We start from the raw sequence: 23,237 nt of genomic DNA on the forward strand, positions 1-23,237 counted from the left end.
CGCGCGGACCCGCGGGCGGCTATCGCTGCGGACCGGGCTAGCCTGACACCAGGCGGCCGTTTTCCATCAGCAGCTGACGGTCGGCCCGCGCGGCAAGCTCGGGATCGTGGGTGACGATCGCAAATGCCGTGCCCGACTCCTGGTTCACCCGCGTCAGCAGTTCGAACATGTTGTGGGCGGTATGGCGGTCCAGGTTGCCCGTGGGTTCGTCGGCCAGCACGCACACCGGGCGCGTCACCAGCGCGCGCGCCAGCGCCACGCGCTGCCGTTCGCCGCCCGACAACTGCCCGGGAAAGTGCCCTTCCCGGGCGGACAGGCCGACCAGTCCGAGCACTACGCGTGCCGCCTCGCGCGCCTTGTCGCGGTTCTCGCGGCGCACGATCAGCGGCATCGCCACATTGTCCAGCGCCGAAAACTCGGCGAGCAGGTGATGGAATTGGTAGACGAAGCCCAGGCTGCGGTTGCGCACCGCGCTTTTCTTGGATTCGGACAGCCCGATGCCCACCTGGCCGTCAACCGAAACCGAGCCGCTGGTCGGCACGTCGAGCAGCCCCAGGATGTGCAGCAAGGTGCTCTTGCCGGATCCCGACGCGCCCACGATGGCGACCATCTCGCCGCGCGCGACGGACAGGCTGACGTTGCTGAGCACTTCGATCCGGGCGGGGCCTTCGTCGTAGACCTTGACGATGTTTTCGGCCTGCAGTGCCGGCGTCGTGCCGGCCTGCGGTTTCTGCGTCGGGGTATCAATCATGGCGCAGCACCTGTGCGGGTTGCAGGCGCGACGCGCGCCAGCTCGGATACAAGGTCGCCAGCAGCGACAGCACCAGCGACGTCACGCCGATGGTGACGATGTCGCCCACCTGCGGGTCGGACGGCAGCGCGCTGATGAAATAGATTTCGCGCGGCAGGAAATGCACGCCCAGCATGCGCTCGATGAACGGCACGATGACGTCGACGTTGTAGGCGATGGCGATGCCGCCCGCCACGCCCAGCAAGGTGCCGATCACGCCGATCAGCGCGCCCTGCACCAGGAAGATGCGGGCCACTTCGCCGGGACCCGCGCCCAGCGTGCGCAGGATGGCGATGTCGGATTGCTTGTCCTTGACGGCCATGACCAGCGAGGACAGCAGGTTGAACGCGGCTACCGCCACGATCAGCGCCAGGATCAGGAACATCATGCGCTTTTCGGTCTGCACCGCGGCGAACCACGTGCGGTTGTTGCGCGACCAGTCGCTGGCCATGACGTACGGCGGCAGGACGTTGCGCAGCTCGGCCGCCACTTCGGGGGCCTTCTGCATGTCGGCAATGCGCAGACGCACGCCGGCGGTGCCGCTTTCGCGGAACACGCGCGCCGCGTCTTCGTTGTCCACGAACGCCAGCGAGGAATCGTATTCGTAGTGGCCGGAAGAAAATACGCCCACCACGGTGAACTGGCGCATGCGCGGCGCAAAGCCGGCCGGGCTGATCGAGCCCTGCGGCGCCATCATCAGCAGCGTGTCGCCCACCTTGACGCCCATGCCGTCGGCAAGTTCGTTGCCCAGCACCACGCCGAAGCCGCCGGGTTTCAGGTCGGTCAGCTTGCCCGACACCATCTGGCGCGGCAGGTCCGACACGTTGCCCTCAGTGCCGGGGTCGATACCCCTGACCTGTACGCCGCGCAGCGCCTGCCCGCGGACCAGCATGCCCTGCGCCGCCACGAAGGGCGCGCCAGCCTTGACCTCGGGATTGCGCTCGGCGGCGGTGGCAAACTGCTGCCACTGCTCAAGCACCCGTTCGGGCGATGCGCCGGGAAGATAGAGTTCGATGTGCGGCAGCACCGACAGCATGCGGTCCCGCACTTCCTTCTGGAAGCCGTTCATCACGGACAGCACCACGATCAGGGCGGCAACGCCCAGCGCGATGCCGGCCATGGAACTGGCGGCGATGAAGGAGATGAAGCGATCGCGGCGGCCGCGTCGCTGGCGGATCCGGGCAAGCCCCGCATAGCGGGCGCCGATCCATAGTTCGTAGGGTATTTTCAGCACGTGCGCATTATTGCATTAACCGCCCGGAAATCGCCCCGCGGATGTGCGGATCCTAGACCAGGCGTGACAACGTATGGCAGTTGGCCGCGGCGCTAAGTTCCCCATCCCGCCGCGGACTACAATCGCCGCCATGCTGATCGTCATTCCGGGCGCCCTGCCCGCCCTTCCCTTTGCCGCCGAACTGGCCAAGCTCCTGCCCGAGCGCGCGCCCACTCTTCACGGCTGGCTACAGGCCGCAACCGCCCGCCCAGCAGCCTACGACCTGCGCGCGCACGGCTGCACGGCCTTCGAATCCTGGCAGCTGGAGCGCGCCGGGTATGCGCCCGAGCCGGGCCTCTTGCAAAGCGCAGGCCTCGGCCCGCTGCTGGCCGGGCAACAACCCGACACACCGGCATCCGAACCCGTCTGGCTGTGCGAACTGGTCCATCTTGCGCTGGGCGCGGATCAGGCTTCGCTGCTGGATCCGGATTCGATGGACCTGACCGAATCGGAAACCTCCGCCCTGCTCGACACCGCACGTCCCCTTTTCGAAGGCACCGGCTTCTCGGTCGAGCCGCTGTCGCCGCAGCGCTGGCGCCTGCGCCTGCCGGCGGACCTGCGCCCGCAGACCGCCAGCCCGTTTGCCGTGGCCGGCAAGCGCCTGAACGACTGGTGGCGCCAGGACGCCGAAACGCGCCCGTGGCGGCGCCTGCTGAACGAAATCCAGATGGCGTGGCACGAACACCCCGTCAACGACGTCCGGGCCGCCCGCGGCCTGCCGCCCGTCAACGCGCTGTGGCTGTACGGCGGCGGCACGCCCTGGACGGCGGCGCCCGCCGGCCCGGCGCAGGTGCTGACAGAACTGGACGCGCCGCAACGCGCCGGCGACTGGGCCGCCTGGCTCGACGCCCTGACCGAACTCGACACGCAGCATCTGCGTCCGCTGGCCGCCGGCAAAGGCCTGCCCGCCACGCCCGTGCAACTGCTGCTGCTGGGCGATGACCGCAAAGTCGCCCTTGACCTGAAACCGCGCGGGGGCCTGCTTGGCTTGCTGCCCGCGCCCAAGAAGAACTGGAGCGCCTGGTGGTCTCACCCCGCTTAACCATCCGTCCGGCCGATCTGGCCGCCTGCCACGTCCTCGAATCCTCCGGCATCCACCCGCTGCTGGCCCGCTTGTGGGCCGCACGCGGCGTGACGCATCCCGACCAGACCCGGCTCGCCTGGCCGTCCCTGCTGCCGCCGGCCGGCCTGACCCATTCTGCCCACGCGGCGGGCGTCCTGGCCGACGCCATCCAGGCCGGGAAAAAGCTGCTGATCGTGGCCGACTACGATTGCGACGGCGCCACCGCCTGCGCCGTCGGCCTGCGCGCGCTGTCGGCGATGGGCGCCGATGTCGACTTCCTGGTGCCCAACCGATTCGAGACCGGCTACGGCCTGTCTCCCGCCGTCGTGGAACTCGCCTGCCGCCACCGCGCGGGCAAGCCCGACATCATCATCACGGTCGACAACGGCATCGCCAGCGTCGACGGCGTGGCCGCTGCCAACGAGGCCGGCATCGGCGTGGTCATCACCGATCACCACCTGCCGGGCGACACCCTGCCGGACGCGCTGGCCATCGTGAACCCCAATCAGCCCGGCTGCGGCTTTCCGTCCAAGAACCTGGCCGGCGTGGGCGTCATCTTCTACATGATGCTGGCGCTGCGCGCCGAACTGCGGCGCCGCGGCGTCTATGCCCCCGATGGCGGCCCGCGCCTGGACGCCTTGTCCGACCTGGTCGCGCTGGGCACGGTGGCCGACGTGGTCAAGCTGGACGCGAACAACCGCCTGCTGGTCACGCAGGGTCTGCAGCGCATGCGCAGCGGCCGTCTGCAGCCCGGACTGCGTGCGCTCTTCGCCGTCGCCGGCCGTGAGCCGCGCAGCGCCAACGGTTTCGACCTGGGCTTCGCGCTGGGACCGCGCATCAACGCCGCGGGCCGCCTGGCCGACATGAGCCTGGGCATCGCCTGCCTGACCACCGACGACGAGGCGCAGGCGCTGGAAATGGCGCGCGAGCTGGACAACATCAACCGCGAACGCCGCACGATCGAGGCCGAAATGCGCGAGCAGGCGTTGGCCGCGATGGAGGCGCCTGACGCCGCCTCGGGCGCCACCGTCTGCGTGTTCGACCCGGGCTGGCATCAGGGCGTCGTGGGGCTGGTCGCCTCCCGCCTGAAAGAGAAGTTCTGGCGCCCCACCCTGGCGTTCGCGCCGGCCGGCGACGACGAGATCCGCGGCTCCGGCCGTTCGATTCCGAACGTGCACCTGCGCGATGCGCTGGACCTCGTGTCCAAGCGCCACCCCAACCTGATCCGCAAGTTTGGCGGCCATGCCATGGCGGCCGGCCTGACGCTGGGCAAGGCGGATTTCCCGGCCTTCGCCCCCGCGTTCGACGCCGCAGTGCGCGAGCTCACCGGCCGCGACACCTTCGAGCCCGTCATCGAAACCGACGGCTCGCTGGAAACCGGCTACGCCAACGCCGACGTGGCCGGCATGCTGCAGCAGCAGGTCTGGGGCGCGGGCTTTGCCGCCCCCCTGTTCCTGGACGAATTCGTCGTGCGCAATCAGCGGCTGGTCGGCGAAAAGCACTTGAAACTATCGCTGGAACGCGGCCACCAACGTTTCGACGCCATCTGGTTCGGCCACGACCAATCCCTGCCGGAACACATCCAGGCGGCGTACCGCCTGGAACAGAACGTGTGGAACGGGATGGTGTCGGTGCAACTGGTGATCGAACACGCCGGGTAGCCCAACCTCCTACTTGTTCACCAGCTTCGCCGGCTGCGCCAGCGCCACCAGCGCGCCCACCACCAGGCAGCCGGCCAGCATGTACAACCCGGTATTCGTGGTCCCGGTCAGATCCTTCAGCCAGCCCACCAGATACGGGCTGACGAAGCCGGCCAGGTTCCCCACCGAATTGATCAGCGCAATACCCGCGGCCGCCGCCGTGCCGCCCAAGAGCGCCGTCGGCAGGCTCCAGAACAGCGGCAGCACCGTGCAGATGCCGATGTTCGCCACCGTCAGCGCCAAGATCGCCAGCACCGTATTGCCGCTCCACACCGCCGACAGGAACAGTCCCACCGCCCCGAACAGCGCCGGCAAGGCCACGTGCCACCGGCGCTCGCGCTGCCGGTCGGAATTGCGCGAGATCAGGATCATGCCGATCACGGCAAACAGATTCGGCACCGCGGTCAGCAGGCCGATCGCCAACGGACTTTGCACCCCGGTGTTCTTGATGAGGCTCGGCATCCAGAACCCAACGCCGTACAGCCCCATCACGAACGAGAAATAGATCAGCGCCATCGCCCAGACGCGCGGCTTGGTCAGCGCAGCGCGGATCGGCGGATCTTCCTTCTGCTGTTCCTCGGCCGCGATATTGCGGATCAGCACGGCTTTTTCATTGGCCGTCAGCCACTTGGCCTTGTTGATGCGGTCATCCAGATAGATCAGCACCAGCACGCCGATCACCACCGACGGAATCCCCTCCAGCAGAAACAGCCATTGCCAGCCCGACAGGCCGTGGTCGCCGTGGAAGGTCGCCATGATCCATCCCGAGATCGGGCCGCCGATCAGGCCGGACATCGGCACCGCGGTCATGAAGAACGTCGTGATGCGTCCGCGCCGCGCGGCCGGATACCAGTAGGTCAGGTACAGGATGATGCCGGGAAAGAACCCCGCCTCGGCCGCACCCAGCAGAAAGCGCAGGAAATAGAACATGTGCTCGCTGGTCACGAACATCATGCAGGCCGAGATGATGCCCCACGTGATCATGATCCGGGCGATCCAGATCCGCGCCCCCACCTTGTGCAGGATGATGTTGCTGGGAATCTCGAAGATGAAATAGCCGATGAAGAAAATCCCGGCGCCCAGCCCGTACACCGTCTCGCTGAACTGCAGCTCCTGCAGCATCTGCAGCTTGGCGAACCCCACGTTGACGCGGTCCAGGTACGCCACGACATAGCAGACCACCAGCAGCGGCACCAGCCGCCAGCCCACCTTGCGGTAGATCCGGTCCTCTTCACTGGCGTCAAGCGCCGGCGAGACCCCGGGGGGCATCGTGTTTTCCATCTCTGTCTCCATTCCTCTGGCGGGATAGGCCGGCACGGGGCCGGCGTCAGCGCGGTCCATCCGCCCCAAACGGGGACACGAAGGCCACCCGGCAAGCCTAGAGCGGCCGGGTTGACAAAAAACTGAACAACTCCGATTGCGCGCCGGCAAACCCTGGAAATCGGACCCGTCCCCCGTCTGCCGCGGCGCGTCCGCGCAGTCGGTCCATCCACGGTAAAATGCCAGGTTTCGCACAAAAGTCATCACAGGATCAATCATGGAAGCCGAACGTCAGAACCAGCTCGCAGCCCGCCTCGCCGACTACGCGGAGCGCGAACAGGCTCTACGGAGGTATCTTTGACTACGATGCCAAAGCTGAACGCCTCCACGTCGTAAACGCCGAACTCGAAGACCCGGCCGTCTGGAACGACCCCAAGCACGCCCAGGATCTGGGCCGTGAAAAGAAATCGCTCGAGGACGTGGTGGAAACGCTCACGAGCCTGGGCGCCGGCGTGGCCGATTCCCAGGAACTCTTCGAAATGGCCGCCGCCGACGATGACGGCGACACCCTCGAAGCGATCGAACTGGATGCCGACGCCTTCCAGGAAAAGCTCGAAGCCCTGGAATTCCGCCGCATGTTCTCCAATCCGGCCGATCCCCTGAACTGCTTCCTGGACATCCAGGCGGGCGCGGGCGGCACGGAAGCGCAGGACTGGGCGTCGATGCTGCTGCGCCAGTACCTCAAGTACGCCGAACGCAAGGGCTTCAAGGCCGAGATCCTTGAAGAATCCGACGGCGAAGTCGCGGGCATCAAATCGGCCACGATCAAGATCGAGGGCGACTACGCCTTCGGCTACCTGCGCACCGAAACCGGCGTGCACCGACTGGTCCGCAAGAGCCCATTCGACTCGTCGGGCGGCCGCCATACGTCGTTCGCCAGCGTCTTCGTGTATCCGGAAGTCGACGATTCCTTCGAGGTCGAAGTGAACCCCGCCGACCTGCGCGTCGACACCTACCGCGCCTCGGGCGCGGGCGGCCAGCACATCAACAAGACCGACTCGGCCGTGCGTCTGACGCACATCCCCACCGGCATCGTCGTGCAGTGCCAGAACGACCGTTCGCAGCACCGCAACCGCGCCGAAGCCATGCAGATGCTGAAGTCCAAGCTCTACGAACTCGAAATGCGCAACCGCATGGCCGAGCAGCAGAAGCTGGAAGACTCCAAGACCGACGTGGGTTGGGGCCACCAGATCCGTTCGTACGTGCTGGACCAGAGCCGCATCAAGGACCTGCGCACGAACGTCGAAATCTCCAACACGCAGAAGGTGCTGGACGGCGACCTGGATCCCTTCATCCAGGCCAGCCTCAAGCAAAACGTCTAAGTTCCGCGATTCTTCCCGCTTTCACGCACCCAGAGGTCCACGAATGTCCGACACCATTGCAATTCTCACCGGCGCGTCGCGCGGCATCGGCGCCGCCATGGCGCGCGGCCTGGTCAAACCCGGCACCCGCCTCATCACGCTGGCGCGCCGCGAAGACCCTGAGCTCGCCGCCCACGCGCGCTCGCAGGATGTGCAGCTGGAACAACTGTCCGTGGACCTCTCGGACCTGAAAGCGGCCGAATCCGCGGCTGAACGCATCTGCGCGGCGCTCCCGCGCGACGCCAAGCGCTATCTGCTGATCAACAACGCGGGCACGGTGCATCCCGTGGCGCGCACCGACGAACTCACCGACGGCGCGGCCATCACCGCCGCCTTCAACCTGAACGTCACCGCCGTCATGCTGCTTACGGCGCGATTCCTCGCCGCCGTGGCTGACATCAAGGCCGACCGCCGTGTGCTGAACATCTCCTCCGGCGCGGGCCGCAACCCGAACGCCGGCTGGGGCGTGTACTGCGCCACCAAGGCCGCGCTCGACATGCACGCCCGCGTCGTCAAGCAGGAACAAGGCGCCGACGGCGCGCGCATCGTCGCGCTGGCCCCCGGCATCGTCGACACCGACATGCAGGCCGCCATCCGCGCAAGCGACCCCGAAAGCTTCCCCGCGCTGGCCAAGTTCCAGGACTTCCATGCCACCGGCAAGCTGTCCTCGCCCGCCAACGTAGCCTCCCGCATCCTCGCCTACCTGGATCGCGAAGATTTCGGCACGACCGAAATCGACGACATCCGCAATTACGACTGATCCCCCGACCATGACCGACCACTCGACCACTCCGGCTCCCGCCCAGGATGAAAACCGCTTGATCGCCGAACGGCGCGCCAAGCTGGCCAAACTGCGCGAAACCGGGGTCGCGTACCCCAATGATTTCGTCCCGGACGCCCGCGCCGCGGCCCTGCATGACAAGTACGACGGCGAGGAACAGGAAGCCCTGGCCGCCGCCGCCGTCACCGTCAAGGTCGCCGGCCGCATGATGCTCAAGCGCGTCATGGGCAAAGCCAGCTTCGCCACGCTGCAGGACAGCACCGGCCGCATCCAGATCTACCTGGACCGCGGCACGCTCGGCGAAGACGTCTACGCCGCGTTCAAGCAATGGGACATCGGCGACATCATCGCGATCGAAGGGTCGGTCTTCAAGACCAACAAGGGCGAACTCTCGGTGCACGCCGCCTCGGCGCGCCTCCTGTCCAAGTCGCTGCGCCCGCTGCCCGACAAGTTCCACGGCGTCGCCGACCAGGAACTGCGCTACCGCCAGCGCTACGTCGACCTCATCATGACCGACGCCACGCGCCGCACGTTCGAAGCGCGCAGCAAGGCCGTGGGCAGCATCCGCCAGTTCATGCTGAACGCGGGCTTCCTTGAAGTCGAAACGCCCATGCTGCACCCGATCCCGGGCGGCGCGGCGGCCAAGCCGTTCGTCACGCACCACAACGCGCTGGACATGGAAATGTTCCTGCGCATCGCGCCCGAGCTCTACCTCAAGCGCCTGATCGTGGGCGGCTTCGAACGCGTGTTCGAAGTCAACCGCAACTTCCGCAACGAAGGCGTCAGCCCGCGTCACAATCCCGAATTCACGATGATGGAGTTCTACGCAGCCTTCGCGGACTACCGCTGGCTCATGGACTTCACCGAAGAGCTGATTCGTCAGGCCGCCATCTCGGCCAGCGGCAGCGCCGTCCTGACCTACCAGGAACGCGAGCTGGACCTGTCCAAGCCCTTCGATCGCCTGACCATCTGCGAAGCCATCCTCAAGTACGCCGACGGCTACACGCAGGCTCAGCTGGATGACCCGGCCTTCGTGCGCGCTGAACTCAAGAAGCTTGGCGCCGACGCCGACGGCCCCGTGCTCTCGCGCGCCGGCCTGGGCGCGCTGCAACTGGCGCTGTTCGAAGAGACCGCCGAAGCCAAGCTCTGGAACCCCACCTACATCATCGACTACCCGGTCGAAGTCTCGCCGCTGGCACGCGCCTCCGATTCGCGTGAAGGCATCACCGAGCGCTTCGAACTCTTCATGACCGGCCGCGAAATCGCCAACGGCTTCTCGGAATTGAACGACCCCGAAGACCAGGCCGAACGCTTCCGCTCGCAGGTCGAAGCCAAGGACGCCGGCGACGAAGAAGCCATGTTCTACGACGCGGACTACATCCGCGCCCTGGAATACGGCATGCCCCCGACGGGCGGCTGCGGCATTGGCATCGACCGTCTGGTCATGCTGCTGACCGACAGCCCCAGCATCCGCGACGTCATCCTCTTCCCGCACCTGCGCCGTGAAGACTGATCGTCGGCGCGCGTCATGATCTTCAAGATCCTGATGCTGTTGCTGGTCGTGGCGGGGCTGGTCTACTGGATCAAGCAACCCCGCCGCATCCAGCCGGGCGCTCCCTACCGGACCGTCCCCGCGCGGCGGCCGGTATTCATCGTGCTGTGCGTGGCCACCGCCATTTCGCTGATCGCCGCCATCCTCACTGCCCTGCTCTGGATGGGTGGCGTGGCCGGCGGCGTCACCGGCGGCGGGTACCACGGCGAAGCCGATTTCCTGCTGCCCGTCGCGGCCTCGCTGCTCGCACTGTCCGTTGCCTGCGCCGTGGGCGCATTCCTCAAGCGGCGGGGTTAGGGTCCACCGGCCACCTGCCGGCGTTCGCCGGCAGCGCCGGCAATGACGCCTGAAGCATCGCGTCGATGAACGCGGCGGGCGCCAGCCGCCCGCCCGGCTTGTACCACTGCACCGTCAGGTTCATCGCGCCCAGCACGCATCGCTTGATGACGCGCGCGTCCCCCTGCAGCAATCCCGCTTCCACCGCCCCCGCCACCACCGACTGCCACATCGCCTCGTAGCGGTCGCTCAGCACCTTCACCGTGGCCTGGCTGGGCGCGGACAGGCTGCGCCATTCGTACACCAGCGCGTTCATCGCGTCCCCGCCCGCGCCATGCAGCATGCTCCACATATGCACGCGGAACAGGGCCGCCAGCCGGTCCTCCGGCTCGACATAGCTGGCCAGCGCCTTGCCGCCCAGGTCGATCACTTCCTGGATGCCGTTGTTCATGACGGCGACCAGGATTTCCTCCTTGCTGCGAAAGTGATGGAACAGGCTGCCCGACTGCAGCCCCACGGCCTTGGCGAGCTCGCGGACCGTCGTGCGCTCGTAGCCCCGCTTGCTGAAGAGCCGGCCGGCGGCCAGGATCAGTTCCCGGCGCCGCTCCGTCTCCGCGCCATCGTCCCGCAGCGCGGCGATCCCGGTCTTGTCCATGGCGTGTCAAACCCTCTGGATGATGGTCGCAGTCGCCATGCCGTGGCCGATGCACATGAGCTGCATGCCCAATTCTCCTTCGGTGGCCTCCAGCCCCGCCAGCATCTTGGCCATCAAGCCCGCGCCCGTGGCGCCCAGCGGATGGCCATGCGCGATCGCGCCGCCCCACGGATTCACGCGCGCCAGGTCGGCGCCCAGTTCGCGCTGCCAGGCCAGCACCACGCTTGCAAAGGCCTCGTTGATCTCGATCCAGTCGATGTCCTCCAGCGCCAGGCCCGCGCGCGACAGCGCCTGCCGCGCCGCCGGAATCACGCCCGTCAGCTGCATCACGGGATCCGACCCCACCACCACGCGCGCCAGGAATCGCGCCCGGGGCCTGAAGCCATCGGCCAGGGCCGTGTCCTTGTCTGCCAGCAGGACTGCTGCCGCACCGTCGGCAAGCTGGCTGGCGTTGGCCGCCGTTACTCCGCCCTCTCCCGGCGCCCGCAAAGCCGGCGCCATGGCCGCCATGCGCGCGGCGTCCGTGGTCTCGCGGATACCCTCGTCGCGCAGCGCCGGCGTGCCGGGCAGCAATTCCGCATGCAGCCCGGCGCTGGCAGCCGCCCAGGCACGCGCGTGACTCTCGCGCGCCCACTGGTCCATCTCGGCCTGCGACAGTCCCCAATGGCTGGCAATGCGCTCCGCGCTCTCTATCTGGTGAATCAGCGGATAACGCGCCAGCAACGCCGGGTTCAGCGATTCAAAGCCGCGGAATTCCGTCTGGCCCAACGTCACGTCCAGGAACATCGGTACGCGGCTCATGCTCTCGACGCCGCCCGCGACCACGTACCGCATGTCGCCCGCGGCGATGGCCTGCGCGCCGAAATGCACGGCCTGTTGGCTGGACCCGCACATCCGGTTGAGCGCCACGCCCGGCACGCTCTCCGGCAGCCCGGCCAGCATCGCCGCCAACCTGCCGATATTGGCGCCCTGTTCGCCCGCCTGGCTGACGCAGCCGGCGATCAGGTCCTCGACCTTGTCGCCGGGCAGCCCCGCGCGCGCCAGCAGGCCCTGCACGGTCTCGGCCAGCAGCGCGTCCGGGCGCGTCTGCGCCCACCATCCGCCGCGCCGCCCGAACGGCGTGCGCACGGCTTCCAGGATCACGGCTTGGTTCATGCCGTCGTCTCCTCAACGTAGAGCGTTTCGATTTCGTTGGCGTAGGCGCGGTAGATGCTGGCGCGCCGCACCTTCATCGTCGCGGTCACTTCGCCGTCGTCGTGGTCCAGTTCCTTGGTGAGCAGATGAAAGCGCTTGATCTGCGACACCGGCGCCAATCCGGCGTTGGCCCGCGCGACCTCCTGCTGCACCAGCTCGCGCACCTGCGGACATTCGGCCAGCGACCGGAAATGCGTGAACGCGATGCGCCGCGATTCAGCCCATTTGCCCACCGTGTCGAACTCCAGCTGGATCAGTGCGGACACGTACTTTCTGCCGTCCGCGATGACGATGCATTCCTTGACGTACGGGCTGCCCTTGACCGCGTTCTCGATCTCGGACGGTGTCAGGTTCTTGCCGCCCGCCGTGATCATGATGTCCTTGAGCCGGTCCACGATGCGCACGCGCCCGTTCTCCTCTGCCACGACATCGCCCGTGTGCAACCAACCGTCGCGCACGGTGTCGGCCGTCGCTTCCGGGTTCTTGTAATAGCCCTGGAACACCATGTCGCCGCGCACGAGCAGCTCGCCGGCATCGCCGATTTGCCATTCCACGCCCAGAATCGGCTCGCCCACCGTGCCCACCTTCACGCGGTCGGGATGCTGGCCAAAAATCATTCCCGTCGACTCCGTCAGGCCGTATACCTCGACCAGCGGCACGCCCAGCGTGCGAAAGTAGCGCACGACGTCCGGCGGTATGGGCGCCGCGCCCGTCATCGCCACCCGCACGCGCCGCAGTCCGATGAAGTTCTGCAGGGCGCGCAGCACCAGCCAGTACCACAACCCGTGCGTCAGCCGTTCGCCCAACCGGTACTGCGCGGGGGACTTTTCCAGGAACGGCGCACATTGCGCCAGCGCGCGGGCGTACAGCCACCGCTGCACCGGGCCGGCCTCCTGCATCTTGATCGAGATCGCGGCGTGCAGCTTTTCCCAGATGCGGGGCACGCCCAGGAAGATCGTCGGCGCAACTTCGCGCAGGTCTTCCTGCACGGTGCGCAGCGACTCGCCAAAATTTACCTGCGAACCCAGGTAGATCGGCACAAACGTGGACAGCATCTGCTCGGCAACGTGGCACAGCGGCAGGTACGACAGATGCACGCTGGAGGCATCCATCGACAGGCGATCGGCAATGCCGGGCGCCACGCCACGCATGTTGCGGTAGCTCAGCATCGCGCCCTTCGGCTTGCCGGTCGAACCGGACGTATAGATCATCAGCCCGGTGTCGTCCAACTGCTGTCCATCCAGCATGGCGTTCAGTGCGGCCAACTCCACAGCCTCGCGCTGGCCGCCATCAGCCTCGACCTCGGCAAACGTCACGATGCGCGCCCGATCCGCGTCAGCATACGAGCGCAGGCCCTTCGTTTCGATCACCACGATGCGGCGCAGATGGGGCAGCCTGTCCGCCACCTGCAGCACCTTGTCCGTCTGCTCCTGGTCTTCGCACACCACCAGCTCGACATCCGCATGCGCCAACACGTAGCCCATTTCCTCGGCCGGGCTGGTGGAATAGACGCCCACTGCCACGCCGCCCGCCGCGCAGGCGCCCATCTGCGTCAGCAGCCACTCCACCCGGTTGTCCGAGACGATGGCAACCCGCCCGCCCACGCTCAGCCCCAGCGCGCGCAGTCCGAGGCCGACGCGGCAGGCGCGCTGCCAGTATTGATCCCACGTCATGGGCTTCCATATGCCGAAGTCCTTTTGCCGGATCGCTACCGAGGATGGCTGCCGGCGCGCCTGCTCGCGCAGCATCTGCGGCAGCGTCAGCAGCGGCCAGCCGCCAGGATCGGTATGCGCGACCATCATGACAGCCAGCGCTTGCGGCGCTTGTAGTGCTTGATGTCGCGAAAGCCCCGGGCCTCGCCCGAGCCGCCGATGCCCAGATAGAACTCGCGCACGTCGGGGTCGGCCGCCAGCTTGTCGGCAGATCCGTCGATCACCACCTTGCCGGTCTCCATGATGTAGCCGTAATGCGCCACCGCCAGCGCCACGGACGCGTTCTGCTCCACCAGCAACATCGACACCCCCTGTTCGATATTGATGCGCGCGATGATCGAAAAAATGCTTTCGACCAGCATCGGCGACAGGCCCAGCGACGGCTCGTCCAGCAGCATCAGCGTGGGCTGGGCGATCAGCGCGCGGCCGATCGCCAGCATCTGCTGCTCGCCGCCGGACAGATAACCGGCCAGCCCGCGCCGCCGTTCGAAAAGCCGCGGGAAATAGCCGTAGACCAGATCGAAGTCCGCGCGTGCCGCCTGCCGCCCTGTCAGCGCATACGTCGCCGCCACCAGGTTCTCTTCCACGGTCAGGTCCTCGAACACGCGCCGCCCTTCCATCACGTGCGCCAGACCGGACCGCACCAGGTTCTGCGGCTTGATGCCCGCCGTGTCGCCGCCACCGAACACGATCTGGCCGCGCACCAGCTCGCCGTCCTCCAGGTCCAGCAGACCCGAGACGGCCTTGAGCGTGGTGGACTTGCCGGCGCCGTTGCTGCCCAGGAGCGCAACGATGCTGCCGGCCGGCACCGACAGGGACAAGCCGCGCAGCACCTGCACCGCCTTGTTGTAGACGACCTCGATGTTGTTGATGTCGAGCACAGCCTTGGGCGGCGCCGCGGCGTTCATGCCGGCTCGCGCGTCAGGCCCCCGCGCGTCAGGTCCCCGCGCGTCATGTCCCGGCCCGTCATGTCCCAGAGTCACGGCTGCCTCACTTGAGCACGATCCAATCGGACGCCGGCACCATCTGCTTCTGCTTGACGTCCGCGCGATAGATCCGGCCCACGGGGATCGAGTTGCCCTTGATGGAGATCGGCACGCCGATCAGTCCGCCCGTGTCGAAGTCCTTGATGCCGTCCAGCGAGGCCTTCATGTTGGCCGCGGTCAGCTCCTTGCCGGCGTCCAGCGTGCGCTTGGCCACCTCGGAGAACAGCATGGCGGCCAGAAAACCCTGCATGTAGCCCGTGCTCTGGTACTGCGGCCGCATCTCGCGGATCTTCTTGAGCATTGGCGCGTCGGCCGCCTGGTCGTAGTAATAGCGGTACGGCATCACGCCCATGAAGCCTTCGGCGTCCTCGCCCATCTGCATCACGGTCGAGTTGTCCATCGTCCAGAACGTGCCCATGTAGCGCGTCTTCAGCCCCATGCGCTTGCCCTGCCCCACGAACTCGGGAATCGGCGCCAGCACGTAGCCATGGAAGATGGTGAAGTCCGGATCCGCACGGCGCAGCTTGATGACCTCGGTCGACACGTCCACGCTGCCCGGCGGCGTCATGATCTCGGTCGCCACCTTCAGGCCCAGCTTCTCGGCCACCGCGCGCGAACTGGCAATCGGATCGCGCCCGAACTCCGTGTCCGAATACACGAACGCCACCTTGGCGCCCGGCTGTTCCTTGGCGATGTACCGCAGCAGGATGCCGAACATCTCGGTGTAGTCCGGCCCCAGCATGAACTGGGCGGGATACTTGGCCGGGTCGTTCAGCTCGGTCGCAAACGACGCGCCCGTCATCAGGATGTCGCCCGTGCGGTTCAGCTCGGCATTGATGGTCTTGGAAAAGCCTGTCGAATCGCCGTAGTAGAAGTTCACCTTGTTCTGGCTGGTGATCTTCTTGAACGCCGCCACCGACGCGTCCACCTTGTACGCGGTGTCCTCCGGCACGTAGCGCAGCTTGCGGCCCTTGATGCCGCCCTGGTCGTTGATGATCTTCACGTAGTCCGTGATCCCGGCGTGGATGCCCTGCCCGGCAAAGGCGAATACGCCGCTCAGCGGAATCGAGCCGCCCAGCACCAGGTCCTCGGCCGCCTGCGCGGCGGGCGCTGCCGCAATTGCCGCCGCCAGGCCCAACGGGGCCAACAACCTCGATAAACCGCTGCCTATCCGGATGCGCTTCATGGTTTGTCTCCTGGGTCTTATGGGTGGCCGCCGTCACGCCGCGCGCAACGCGCTACGTGCGAAAAGGCCATAGGTGAAAGAATCGGCGCACGCGCCGCCAGATTTCCGCGAGCCCGTGCGGCTCGAAGATCAGGAAGCCCACGATCAGCAGGCCAAAAACAATGGTGCGCACCGGCGAAATCAGCCGCAGTGCATCGCCGCCCACCGGCAGCCAGCCGACGACCAGCTTCAGGAACTCGGGCACCATCGTCATGAAGATGGCGCCCAGGATGGATCCCAGGATCGAGCCCATGCCGCCGACGATGATCGCCGCCAGAAAGAAGATCGACATGATGAGCGGAAAGCTCTCGGGCGTGACCACTCGGAAAAAGTAAGCCCACAAGCCGCCCGCCACGCCCGCGTAGAACGAGGACAGTCCGAATGACAGCAGCTTGTAGCGCAACAGCCGGATGCCCAGCACCTCGGCGGAAATGTCGCGGTCGCGGATCGCGATGAATGCCCGGCCGATGCGGGTGCGGAACAGATTGGCCGCGCCCAGCACCATCAGCACCGTCACCGGCACGATCAGCCAATAGATCTTGAACGAGGTATCCAGATCCATGCCCAGGATGCGCGCCGGCGGCACCTGCAGGCCGCTCGTGCCTCCCGTGAACTGCCAGTTTGCAAAAATGAAATGCGCGATAAAGGATGCAGCAATGGTGGAGATCGCCAGGTACAGGCCCTTCACCCGCAACGACGGAATGCCGACCAGCAGCCCGCCCAGCATGGCGACGACGCCCCCGGCCAGCAGGTTGACGACAACCGGCGTGCCAAGATGCAGTTCCATCACCGCGACGGTGTACGCGCCCAGGCCCATGAACGCCGCCTGGCCCAAACTGACCAGTCCGGTGTAGCCGGTCAGGATGTTCAGCCCCGTCGCGCTGGCGATGTTGATCGCGACCAGGCACGCCAGATAGAGCCAATAGGCATTCGCCACAAAGGGAAACAGCACCAGCGAGGCCGCCAGCAGCGCCAGCCACACGTGCTGCGTGCGCGTGTCGAAAAGCGCCTCGTCGGCCAGGTAAGTCTGCTTGGCGGTCGCGATGCGCATGGTTCAAAGCCTCTCGATTTCACGGGTGCCGAACAGGCCATAGGGCCTGGCCATCAGCACGACCACCAGCACGACGAACGTGGCCAGCAGTTTGTATTCACCGCCCAGATAGGCGCCGGCCCACGCTTCCAGCAGGCCGATGAAGATGCCGCCGACCAGCGCGCCGGCAACGCTGTCCAAACCGCCCACGATCACCACCACCAGCACCGACAGCCCAAAGACTCCCATCGACGACGAGATGCCGCCGATCGCGCCCACGATCACGCCCGACACCGCCGCAATCGCACCCGCAGCCACCCACGCCAGCGAGAACACGCGCGGCACGTTGATGCCCATGGCATAGGCCGCACCCTGATCCGACGCGGTCGCGCGCAGCGCCACGCCGCCGCGCCAGTAACGGAACACCACCAGGACCAGCAGCGCCAGCACCACCGCCACCCAGAAACCGTAAAACACCTTGGGCGCCACGAACGCCTCGCCCACCATGACGGGCGCGCGCGGCATGAATTCCGGCAGGCGCCGCTGGTCTGCTGTCCAGATGAGTTCGACCGCGCCCACCAGAATGGACGCGAGACCCACGGTGATCATGAAGACGGAGATCGGCGACTCGCCCAGCATGGGCCGTATCGTCAGACGTTCGACGACGGCGCCCAGCGCACCGGACACAACGACCGCACCCACAATGGCCAGCCAGATGGGCCATTGCATGCCTGTCGCGAACGCATAGAACACATACGCGCCCAGCATCAGGAATTCGCCGATGGCGATGTTGACCACGCGGGTCGCCTTGTACACGATCACGAACGCCAGCGCGGCCAGGGCGTACAGGCCGCCGCTGCCCAGCCCGGCCAGCGACACCTCCAGCAGGAACAGCCAGTCCATCAGGCTGCCTCCCGCAGGCGGCGGCGCAGATCGCCCACGTCGCCCGCACCCAGATACGCCTTGATGACTTCGGGGTCGGCCTGCACCTCTCCCGGCGTGCCGTGGGCGATCACCTGCCCAAAGTTCAGCACCACGACGTGATCCGACAGGTCCATCACCATGCCCATGTCGTGCTCCACCATCAGCACCGTCACGCCCCACTCGGAGCGCGCATCCAGGATGAAGCGCGCCATGTCGTCCGTCTCTTCGCGGTTCATGCCGGCAACCGGCTCGTCCAGCATCAGCACCTTGGGCTGCATCGCCAGTGCCCGCGCCAGTTCCACCCGCTTCTGCAGCCCATACGACAGCGCCGCGACCGGCGCGTGGCGGATATGGTCGATCTCGAGGAAGTCGATGATGCGTTCTTCAATATCGGCCCGCAGCGCCATTTCCTCGCGGCGCGCGCGGCCCAGGTAGAACAGCGCATCCAGCACGTTCGTGCGCAGATGTGCGTGGCGGCCCAGCTTGATGTTGTCCAGCACCGTCATGCCGCGAAACAGCGCAATGTTCTGGAAGCTGCGCGCCAGGCCAAGCCTGGCGCGTTCCGGCGCATGCACGCGCGTGATGTCGCGGCCCTCGAAGCGGATGCGTCCGGCGGCCGGTTTGTAGAACCCGGAGATCGTGTTGAACAGCGAGGTCTTGCCGGCGCCGTTCGGACCGATGACCGTGGTGATGGAGCCGGGCGCGACGCGAAAGCCCACGTTGGTGAGCGCCTTCACCCCGCCGAACGCCAGCGTCACCCCCTCGGCCTCCAGCAACGCAGGCCTTTCGGACTGATCCACCATTTGTCTCCCCGCTTTTGATGCGAAGTTTTTTTGCCGCCTGAGGCGGGCATTTTTACGACGGTGAACCTGGCGACCCTGCGAGGCAGGTGATGCAACGAACCTGTCTTTACCTTCGCCAGTACAGCGCCGGAAAATCGTTCTATGCGTTACGCTAAGCGTGCTCAAACCCCAACCAAGCAAGCGCTCGGTTCAGACCATAGCATCGCGGTTTTTTGATCGACAGTTGGTATTTACCCGACAACGGAGACTCGCCATGACCCAGGAACTACCGGTGTTCCAGACGCTGCTGCTGGAGACCGACGGCGCCCTCGCCACCCTGACGCTGAACCGCGCGGACGCGCTTAACGCCATCGATGTCGCCATGGCCCGCGACCTGCTGCGGGCCGCGCAGTGGCTCGAAACGCGCGACGCCGTGAAGGTCGTGCTGTTGCGCGGCGCGGGCAAGGCGTTCTGCGCGGGCGGAGACATCGGCATGTTCACGGGCGACACCGCGACGGTGCGCGCCACCCTGTCGGATCTCTTCACGCCGCTCAATGATTTCGTGGCGCGCATCCCGCGCATGGACAAGGTCTGGCTCGCGCAGGTGCACGGCGTGGCGGCGGGCGCGGGCCTGTCGCTGGTGCTGGCCTGCGACCTCGCCATCGCCGAACCAAGCGCGCGCTTCATGACGGCCTACCTGAAGCTCGGCGCCACGCCCGACGCCGGCATGACGCACGGCCTCATCCGGGCCGCCGGTCCCAAGCGCGCATTGGATCTGCTGTTGCGGCACGACGCCTTCACCGCCGACGAGGCGCTGGCGTGGGGCATCATCACACGCACCGCGCCCGCAGGCGAACTGGCAGCCTCGGCGCAGGCTTATGCCCAAGACCTCGCCCGCCACGCGCCGCACGGCATCGCGGGCGCCAAGGCATTGCTGCGCAGCGCAGCACACGCGCCGCTTGAGACGCAGCTTGCCGAAGAAACCGCGCGCTTCCTGCAGTCCGCCGCGCGCGCCGACTTCGCGGAAGGCGTCGCGGCGTTCTGCGAAAAGCGCCCTCCTCGTTTCACCGGTCAATAGCGCTGGCGCGTAGCGCTCAGACGATCCGCTTTTCGACCGCTTGCGCCCAACGCCGCGCGACCGTGGGCGACGTCGCGCACGTGGCGGACTCGGTCACCACCCGCACCGCGCGCTCCAGCAACTGGATGTCGGCTTCGTGCTGGCGCGCGACGTGGGGGTCTTCAAAGAAGATGACGCGCTGGCATTGATGCTCGAGCACCAGCTCCGCGATCTGCGCGTCGCCACCCAGCGGTCCGCTCAGGTAACGATGCACCCACGGCGTGTCCTTGGGCCAGCCGCGCGACCACGCCAGCTCATTCAACCGGCCGCCCGTCGTGCCGGTGGCCACGCGCCGGGCAAAGCGCGACAGCACATCGAAGTGCTCGCTGGCAAACGCCACCATTTCGTCCTTGAGCGCATCGTGAGCGATCATCGCCAAAGTCTGACCCGAAAAATTGAAGTGGCGCGACGCCGACGCGTCCGGCGCCAGCCCGGCGTGGATGCGTTCGACTTCCATCCATTCGATGGCCCCGGCCAACGTCGAAATGAACGGACGGCCGTGCGTGATGCACTGCCGCTTGAGCGCCAGCGCTTCGGGAAATATCGACGACGGATCGACGGGATCGATCAAGTAGATCGCGCCGTCAAACGGCGCCTGCCCATCGCGCCCTTCGGTCACGCGCGCCACCAGCTTCATCAGGCCGCCCTCGCGGCCATAGGGATAGCGGATCAGGCCGGAATAGCCCTGCAGCATGCCTTCGCGCACGATCGCATCATGGGTGCGCCCGACCGTGTGCAACTGCACACCCAACTCGCGGATGGTGGACGAGCACGCACGCAGCCAGGTGAACAAGGCGGCGTCGGGAGTTTCATGGTGCAAACGATTGGCGGCCAGGCCAAAACGCAATTGGGCAGCGGGCATCGGTGGACTCGGCTGGAAAGGACAGACAAACGGATCCCCGATGATACCGTGGCCCGCGCGACGCCGGCATGTCAGACGCAGGACGGCGCCCGAGTCTGTCCGAAGCCTGGCGGCGAAGCCCGAAAAAAAAGCTCCCAACAGGGAGCGTCTTGCACAGCTGCGATCAGTCGGCTTCTTCGATCCAGGCCATCTGAATGGCCTCCAGGATCTTCTCGCCGCAATGGGCGGGATCGTCGCTGAAGCCCGGCAGGGCCATGACCCAGTCGCGCAGCTGCGTGAAACGCAGCTCCTTCGGGTCGACGTCAGGATGCGCGTCGTACAGCGCGGCCGCAATCTCGTAGGTGTCGGTCCACTTCATCAATGGCCCTCTTTGGCGTGATTGATCGTGTACTTGGGAATCTCGACCGTCAGGTCAGCGTCGGTCACCAGCGCCTGGCACGACAGGCGCGACGTCGGGGTCAGGCCCCAGGCCTTGTCCAGCAGGTCTTCCTCGTCATCCGTCGCGTCTTCCAGCGACGAATAGCCCTGCTTGACCACCACGTGACAGGTCGTGCAGGCGCACGACAGTTCGCAGGCGTGCTCGATATCGATGTGGTTGTCCAGCAGCACGCGGCAGATCGACACGCCCTTGGGCGCATCTTCAATCACCGCGCCTTCGGGACAGTAGTCGGGATGGGGCAATACAGTCAGTTTCGGCATAACTTCTTATCAGGCGATTTCGTCTAGTTTGCGGCCGGCCAACGCGGCGCGGATGCTGCGGTCCATGCGGCGCGCGGCAAAGTCGTCGGTCGCGGCGGACAGCGCTTGCACGGCTTGCGTCACCGTGTCCACGTCCTGTGCCTGCTGCGCCGCAATCGCGGCTTCCAGGCACTCGTCCACGCGCTTGCGTTCTTCCGGCTCCAGCAGGTCGCCGTCAACGGCCAGCGCCGCCTGCACCGATTCCACCAGCTGGCGCGCGTCGACTTGCTGCTCTCGCAACATGCGCGCCTTGGCGTCGGTGTCAGCCTGCGCCACGCTATCGGCCAGCATCTGCGCAATCTCGTCATCGGACAGACCGTAAGACGGCTTGACCGACACCATCGCCTCGACGCCCTGGCTCTGCTCACGCGCGGTGACGCTGAGCAAACCGTCCGCATCCACCTGGAAGGTCACGCGGATGCGCGCGGCGCCGGCCACCATGGGCGGAATGCCGCGCAGTTCAAAGCGCGCCAGCGAACGGGAATCCGCCACCAGGTCGCGCTCGCCCTGCACCACGTGGATGCTCATGGCCGTCTGGCCATCCTTGAACGTCGTGAATTCCTGGGCGCGCGCCACCGGAATGGTGCTGTTGCGCGGAATGATGCGCTCGACCAGCCCGCCCATCGTTTCCAGGCCCAGCGACAGCGGGATCACGTCCAGCAGCAGCCAGTCTTCGCCCGGCGCCCGATTGCCCGCCAACAGATTGGCCTGCAGCGCGGCGCCCAGCGCCACGACCTGATCCGGATCCAGATCCGTCAGCGGTTCCGTGCCGAACACCTTGGCCACCGCGGCGCGCACGACGGGCATGCGCGTCGCGCCGCCCACCATCACCACGCCGCGCACGTCGGCCGCCTTCAGCGATGCATCGCGCAGCGCGCGGCGCGCCGTGTCCAGCGTGCGCTCGATCAGCGGCTGCGCCAGCGATTCAAATTCGTCACGGGTAAGCGTCAGTTCGACGTCGCGTCCGCCCGACAGCGTCAGCTTCAGGCTCGTCACATCGGCATCCGACAGGGCTTCACGCGCGGCGCGCGCGGCCATCAACAAGCCGCGGCGCTCGGCGGGCGACAGGTCGCTCAGGCCCAGCTTCGCCACGGCGTGATCCGCGATCAGGACGTCGAAATCGTCGCCGCCAAGCGCCGTATCGCCGCCCGTGGAGATCACTTCGAACACACCCTGCGTCAGGCGCAGGATGGAAATATCGAACGTGCCGCCACCCAGGTCATAAACCGCGTAAACACCTTCGGCGGCGTTATCCAGCCCATAGGCAATGGCGGCCGCAGTCGGTTCATTCAACAGGCGCAGGACATTCAGACCCGCCAACCGCGCGGCGTCGCGCGTGGCTTGGCGCTGCGCGTCGTCAAAATACGCAGGCACGGTGATGACCGCGCCCACCAGTTCGTCGCCCAGCACGTCTTCGGCGCGCTGACGCAGCACCGCCAGGATCTGCGCGGACACTTCCACAGGGCTCAGGTCGCCCTGCGCCGTGCGAATGCGCACCATGCCGGGCGCATCGACAAACTCGTAAGGCGCGCGCGTTGCCTGCGCCTCTTCCAGCGAGCGGCCCATGAAACGCTTCACGGACACAACCGTGTTCAGCGGATCCTCGGCCTGCTGAGCCAGCGGCTCACGGCCCGTCGTGACCTTGCCGCCAGGAAAATAGCGCACCGCCGACGGCAGCAAGGCATGGCCTTGCGCATCGGGCAGCACTTCAGCCACGCTGCTGCGCACGGCAGCGACCAGCGAATTGGTGGTGCCCAGGTCAATCCCGACCGCCAGCTTGCGGTGGTGCGGCGCGGGCGACTCGCCGGGCTCGGATATCTGCAATAAGGCCATGATTCTGTTTTTCTGGTCAGTAGGCCGCGCCGGACAGGCGCCCATGACGGGAACGCCCCAGCG

General features: G+C 66.6%; 22 protein-coding genes. 7 read left to right on the top strand and 15 right to left on the bottom strand.

Annotated elements, in window-relative coordinates; all coding sequences use genetic code 11:
- Window positions 1-37: 37 nt before the first annotated feature.
- Together CLM73_RS16740 and CLM73_RS16745 are read right to left on the bottom strand one after the other, a co-directional pair.
- Window positions 38-751: an ABC transporter ATP-binding protein gene (locus CLM73_RS16740; protein ID WP_105239396.1), complete on the bottom strand. Its 714-nt coding sequence runs from the start codon at window positions 749-751 to the stop codon at window positions 38-40.
- Complete coding sequence (locus CLM73_RS16745) at window positions 744-2,024, bottom strand: lipoprotein-releasing ABC transporter permease subunit (protein ID WP_056562344.1); 1,281 nt, start codon at window positions 2,022-2,024, stop codon at window positions 744-746. The genes CLM73_RS16740 and CLM73_RS16745 overlap by 8 nt, the downstream gene beginning before the upstream one ends.
- 130 nt (window positions 2,025-2,154) lie before the next feature.
- Between CLM73_RS16745 and CLM73_RS16750 the strand changes: the two genes are divergently transcribed.
- Together CLM73_RS16750 and recJ are read left to right on the top strand one after the other, a co-directional pair.
- Complete coding sequence (locus tag CLM73_RS16750) at window positions 2,155-3,105, top strand: hypothetical protein (protein WP_105239397.1); 951 nt, start codon at window positions 2,155-2,157, stop codon at window positions 3,103-3,105.
- On the top strand, window positions 3,087-4,787 hold the full coding sequence (recJ, locus tag CLM73_RS16755) for a single-stranded-DNA-specific exonuclease RecJ (RefSeq protein ID WP_105239398.1): 1,701 nt from the start codon (window positions 3,087-3,089) through the stop codon (window positions 4,785-4,787). Before CLM73_RS16750 ends, recJ begins: the two co-directional genes overlap by 19 nt.
- A gap of 9 nt (window positions 4,788-4,796) precedes the next feature.
- On the opposite strand, the gene CLM73_RS16760 is transcribed toward recJ, so the two are convergent.
- Window positions 4,797-6,107, bottom strand: a complete 1,311-nt coding sequence (locus tag CLM73_RS16760) for an MFS transporter (RefSeq protein WP_105239399.1) — start codon at window positions 6,105-6,107, stop codon at window positions 4,797-4,799.
- A gap of 256 nt (window positions 6,108-6,363) precedes the next feature.
- Between CLM73_RS16760 and prfB the strand changes: the two genes are divergently transcribed.
- From prfB to CLM73_RS16780, 4 genes are all read left to right on the top strand, one after another.
- A protein-coding gene (gene prfB / locus CLM73_RS16765; protein WP_105239400.1) for a peptide chain release factor 2 occupies window positions 6,364-7,468 on the top strand; the annotation gives its coding sequence in 2 pieces (ribosomal slippage) (window positions 6,364-6,444 and window positions 6,446-7,468; 1,104 coding nt in all).
- 43 nt (window positions 7,469-7,511) lie between these two features.
- Window positions 7,512-8,267: an SDR family oxidoreductase gene (locus CLM73_RS16770; protein WP_105239401.1), complete on the top strand. Its 756-nt coding sequence runs from the start codon at window positions 7,512-7,514 to the stop codon at window positions 8,265-8,267.
- A 10-nt stretch (window positions 8,268-8,277) separates the two neighbouring features.
- Window positions 8,278-9,801: a lysine--tRNA ligase gene (gene lysS / locus CLM73_RS16775; RefSeq protein ID WP_105239402.1), complete on the top strand. Its 1,524-nt coding sequence runs from the start codon at window positions 8,278-8,280 to the stop codon at window positions 9,799-9,801.
- 15 nt (window positions 9,802-9,816) lie between these two features.
- Window positions 9,817-10,137 (top strand): preprotein translocase subunit TatB, encoded by a 321-nt coding sequence (locus CLM73_RS16780; protein ID WP_105239403.1) that lies wholly within the window; start codon window positions 9,817-9,819, stop codon window positions 10,135-10,137.
- Here CLM73_RS16780 and CLM73_RS16785 read toward each other — a convergent pair.
- The 8 genes from CLM73_RS16785 to CLM73_RS16820 form a co-directional block, all read right to left on the bottom strand.
- A complete protein-coding gene (locus CLM73_RS16785; RefSeq protein ID WP_105239404.1) occupies window positions 10,121-10,771 on the bottom strand; it encodes a TetR/AcrR family transcriptional regulator in 651 nt (216 codons plus the stop codon). The two genes, CLM73_RS16780 and CLM73_RS16785, sit on opposite strands and share 17 nt — an antisense overlap.
- A gap of 6 nt (window positions 10,772-10,777) precedes the next feature.
- Window positions 10,778-11,926, bottom strand: a complete 1,149-nt coding sequence (locus CLM73_RS16790) for a thiolase family protein (RefSeq protein ID WP_105239405.1) — start codon at window positions 11,924-11,926, stop codon at window positions 10,778-10,780.
- On the bottom strand, window positions 11,923-13,767 hold the full coding sequence (locus CLM73_RS16795; RefSeq protein ID WP_105239406.1) for an AMP-dependent synthetase/ligase: 1,845 nt from the start codon (window positions 13,765-13,767) through the stop codon (window positions 11,923-11,925). Before CLM73_RS16795 ends, CLM73_RS16790 begins: the two co-directional genes overlap by 4 nt.
- Window positions 13,764-14,585 carry an ABC transporter ATP-binding protein gene (locus CLM73_RS16800; protein WP_105239407.1) on the bottom strand — a complete coding sequence of 274 codons (822 nt, stop codon included), beginning with the start codon at window positions 14,583-14,585 and terminating at the stop codon, window positions 13,764-13,766. The genes CLM73_RS16795 and CLM73_RS16800 overlap by 4 nt, the downstream gene beginning before the upstream one ends.
- An 82-nt stretch (window positions 14,586-14,667) precedes the next feature.
- A complete protein-coding gene (locus tag CLM73_RS16805) occupies window positions 14,668-15,849 on the bottom strand; it encodes an ABC transporter substrate-binding protein (RefSeq protein ID WP_105239408.1) in 1,182 nt (393 codons plus the stop codon).
- A gap of 52 nt (window positions 15,850-15,901) precedes the next feature.
- The gene (locus CLM73_RS16810; RefSeq protein WP_105239409.1) at window positions 15,902-16,939 is read right to left on the bottom strand and encodes a branched-chain amino acid ABC transporter permease; all 1,038 of its coding nucleotides are present in this window, start codon (window positions 16,937-16,939) and stop codon (window positions 15,902-15,904) included.
- A 3-nt stretch (window positions 16,940-16,942) separates the two neighbouring features.
- Window positions 16,943-17,821 (bottom strand): branched-chain amino acid ABC transporter permease, encoded by an 879-nt coding sequence (locus tag CLM73_RS16815; protein ID WP_056562382.1) that lies wholly within the window; start codon window positions 17,819-17,821, stop codon window positions 16,943-16,945.
- Window positions 17,821-18,645 carry an ABC transporter ATP-binding protein gene (locus CLM73_RS16820; protein ID WP_199778157.1) on the bottom strand — a complete coding sequence of 275 codons (825 nt, stop codon included), beginning with the start codon at window positions 18,643-18,645 and terminating at the stop codon, window positions 17,821-17,823. Before CLM73_RS16820 ends, CLM73_RS16815 begins: the two co-directional genes overlap by 1 nt.
- A gap of 253 nt (window positions 18,646-18,898) precedes the next feature.
- On the opposite strand from CLM73_RS16820, the gene CLM73_RS16825 reads away from it, so the two are divergent.
- Window positions 18,899-19,702 (top strand): enoyl-CoA hydratase/isomerase family protein, encoded by an 804-nt coding sequence (locus CLM73_RS16825; protein ID WP_105239410.1) that lies wholly within the window; start codon window positions 18,899-18,901, stop codon window positions 19,700-19,702.
- A 16-nt stretch (window positions 19,703-19,718) separates the two neighbouring features.
- On the opposite strand, the gene CLM73_RS16830 is transcribed toward CLM73_RS16825, so the two are convergent.
- The 4 genes from CLM73_RS16830 to hscA form a co-directional block, all read right to left on the bottom strand.
- Entirely contained in the window at window positions 19,719-20,603 is an 885-nt protein-coding gene (locus CLM73_RS16830) for a methylglyoxal synthase (protein WP_105239411.1), read from the bottom strand.
- 163 nt (window positions 20,604-20,766) lie between these two features.
- Window positions 20,767-20,961 carry a Fe-S cluster assembly protein IscX gene (gene iscX, locus CLM73_RS16835; protein ID WP_056562403.1) on the bottom strand — a complete coding sequence of 65 codons (195 nt, stop codon included), beginning with the start codon at window positions 20,959-20,961 and terminating at the stop codon, window positions 20,767-20,769.
- The gene (gene fdx / locus CLM73_RS16840; protein ID WP_013394592.1) at window positions 20,961-21,302 is read right to left on the bottom strand and encodes an ISC system 2Fe-2S type ferredoxin; all 342 of its coding nucleotides are present in this window, start codon (window positions 21,300-21,302) and stop codon (window positions 20,961-20,963) included. The genes iscX and fdx overlap by 1 nt, the downstream gene beginning before the upstream one ends.
- Before the next feature lie 9 nt (window positions 21,303-21,311).
- Window positions 21,312-23,174 carry a Fe-S protein assembly chaperone HscA gene (hscA, locus tag CLM73_RS16845; RefSeq protein WP_105239412.1) on the bottom strand — a complete coding sequence of 621 codons (1,863 nt, stop codon included), beginning with the start codon at window positions 23,172-23,174 and terminating at the stop codon, window positions 21,312-21,314.
- Window positions 23,175-23,237: the final 63 nt, after the last annotated feature.

Origin of the sequence: Achromobacter spanius (assembly GCF_002966795.1) — a bacterium.
GTDB classification, from domain to species: Bacteria; Pseudomonadota; Gammaproteobacteria; order Burkholderiales; family Burkholderiaceae_B; genus Achromobacter; species Achromobacter spanius_D.

Bases quoted from the DNA above. Each gene is read 5' to 3' on its own strand.
- CLM73_RS16740 (WP_105239396.1), bottom strand. From the start codon at position 751: ATGATTGATACCCCGACGCAGAAACCGCAGGCCGGCACGACGCCGGCA.
- CLM73_RS16750 (WP_105239397.1), top strand. From the start codon at position 2,155: ATGCTGATCGTCATTCCGGGCGCCCTGCCCGCCCTTCCCTTTGCCGCC.
- CLM73_RS16760 (WP_105239399.1), bottom strand. From the start codon at position 6,107: ATGGAAAACACGATGCCCCCCGGGGTCTCGCCGGCGCTTGACGCCAGT.
- CLM73_RS16770 (WP_105239401.1), top strand. From the start codon at position 7,512: ATGTCCGACACCATTGCAATTCTCACCGGCGCGTCGCGCGGCATCGGC.
- lysS (WP_105239402.1), top strand. From the start codon at position 8,278: ATGACCGACCACTCGACCACTCCGGCTCCCGCCCAGGATGAAAACCGC.
- CLM73_RS16780 (WP_105239403.1), top strand. From the start codon at position 9,817: ATGATCTTCAAGATCCTGATGCTGTTGCTGGTCGTGGCGGGGCTGGTC.
- CLM73_RS16785 (WP_105239404.1), bottom strand. From the start codon at position 10,771: ATGGACAAGACCGGGATCGCCGCGCTGCGGGACGATGGCGCGGAGACG.
- CLM73_RS16790 (WP_105239405.1), bottom strand. From the start codon at position 11,926: ATGAACCAAGCCGTGATCCTGGAAGCCGTGCGCACGCCGTTCGGGCGG.
- CLM73_RS16795 (WP_105239406.1), bottom strand. From the start codon at position 13,767: ATGATGGTCGCGCATACCGATCCTGGCGGCTGGCCGCTGCTGACGCTG.
- CLM73_RS16800 (WP_105239407.1), bottom strand. From the start codon at position 14,585: ATGAACGCCGCGGCGCCGCCCAAGGCTGTGCTCGACATCAACAACATC.
- CLM73_RS16805 (WP_105239408.1), bottom strand. From the start codon at position 15,849: ATGAAGCGCATCCGGATAGGCAGCGGTTTATCGAGGTTGTTGGCCCCG.
- CLM73_RS16810 (WP_105239409.1), bottom strand. From the start codon at position 16,939: ATGCGCATCGCGACCGCCAAGCAGACTTACCTGGCCGACGAGGCGCTT.
- CLM73_RS16815 (WP_056562382.1), bottom strand. From the start codon at position 17,821: ATGGACTGGCTGTTCCTGCTGGAGGTGTCGCTGGCCGGGCTGGGCAGC.
- CLM73_RS16820 (WP_199778157.1), bottom strand. From the start codon at position 18,645: ATGGTGGATCAGTCCGAAAGGCCTGCGTTGCTGGAGGCCGAGGGGGTG.
- CLM73_RS16825 (WP_105239410.1), top strand. From the start codon at position 18,899: ATGACCCAGGAACTACCGGTGTTCCAGACGCTGCTGCTGGAGACCGAC.
- CLM73_RS16830 (WP_105239411.1), bottom strand. From the start codon at position 20,603: ATGCCCGCTGCCCAATTGCGTTTTGGCCTGGCCGCCAATCGTTTGCAC.
- iscX (WP_056562403.1), bottom strand. From the start codon at position 20,961: ATGAAGTGGACCGACACCTACGAGATTGCGGCCGCGCTGTACGACGCG.
- fdx (WP_013394592.1), bottom strand. From the start codon at position 21,302: ATGCCGAAACTGACTGTATTGCCCCATCCCGACTACTGTCCCGAAGGC.
- hscA (WP_105239412.1), bottom strand. From the start codon at position 23,174: ATGGCCTTATTGCAGATATCCGAGCCCGGCGAGTCGCCCGCGCCGCAC.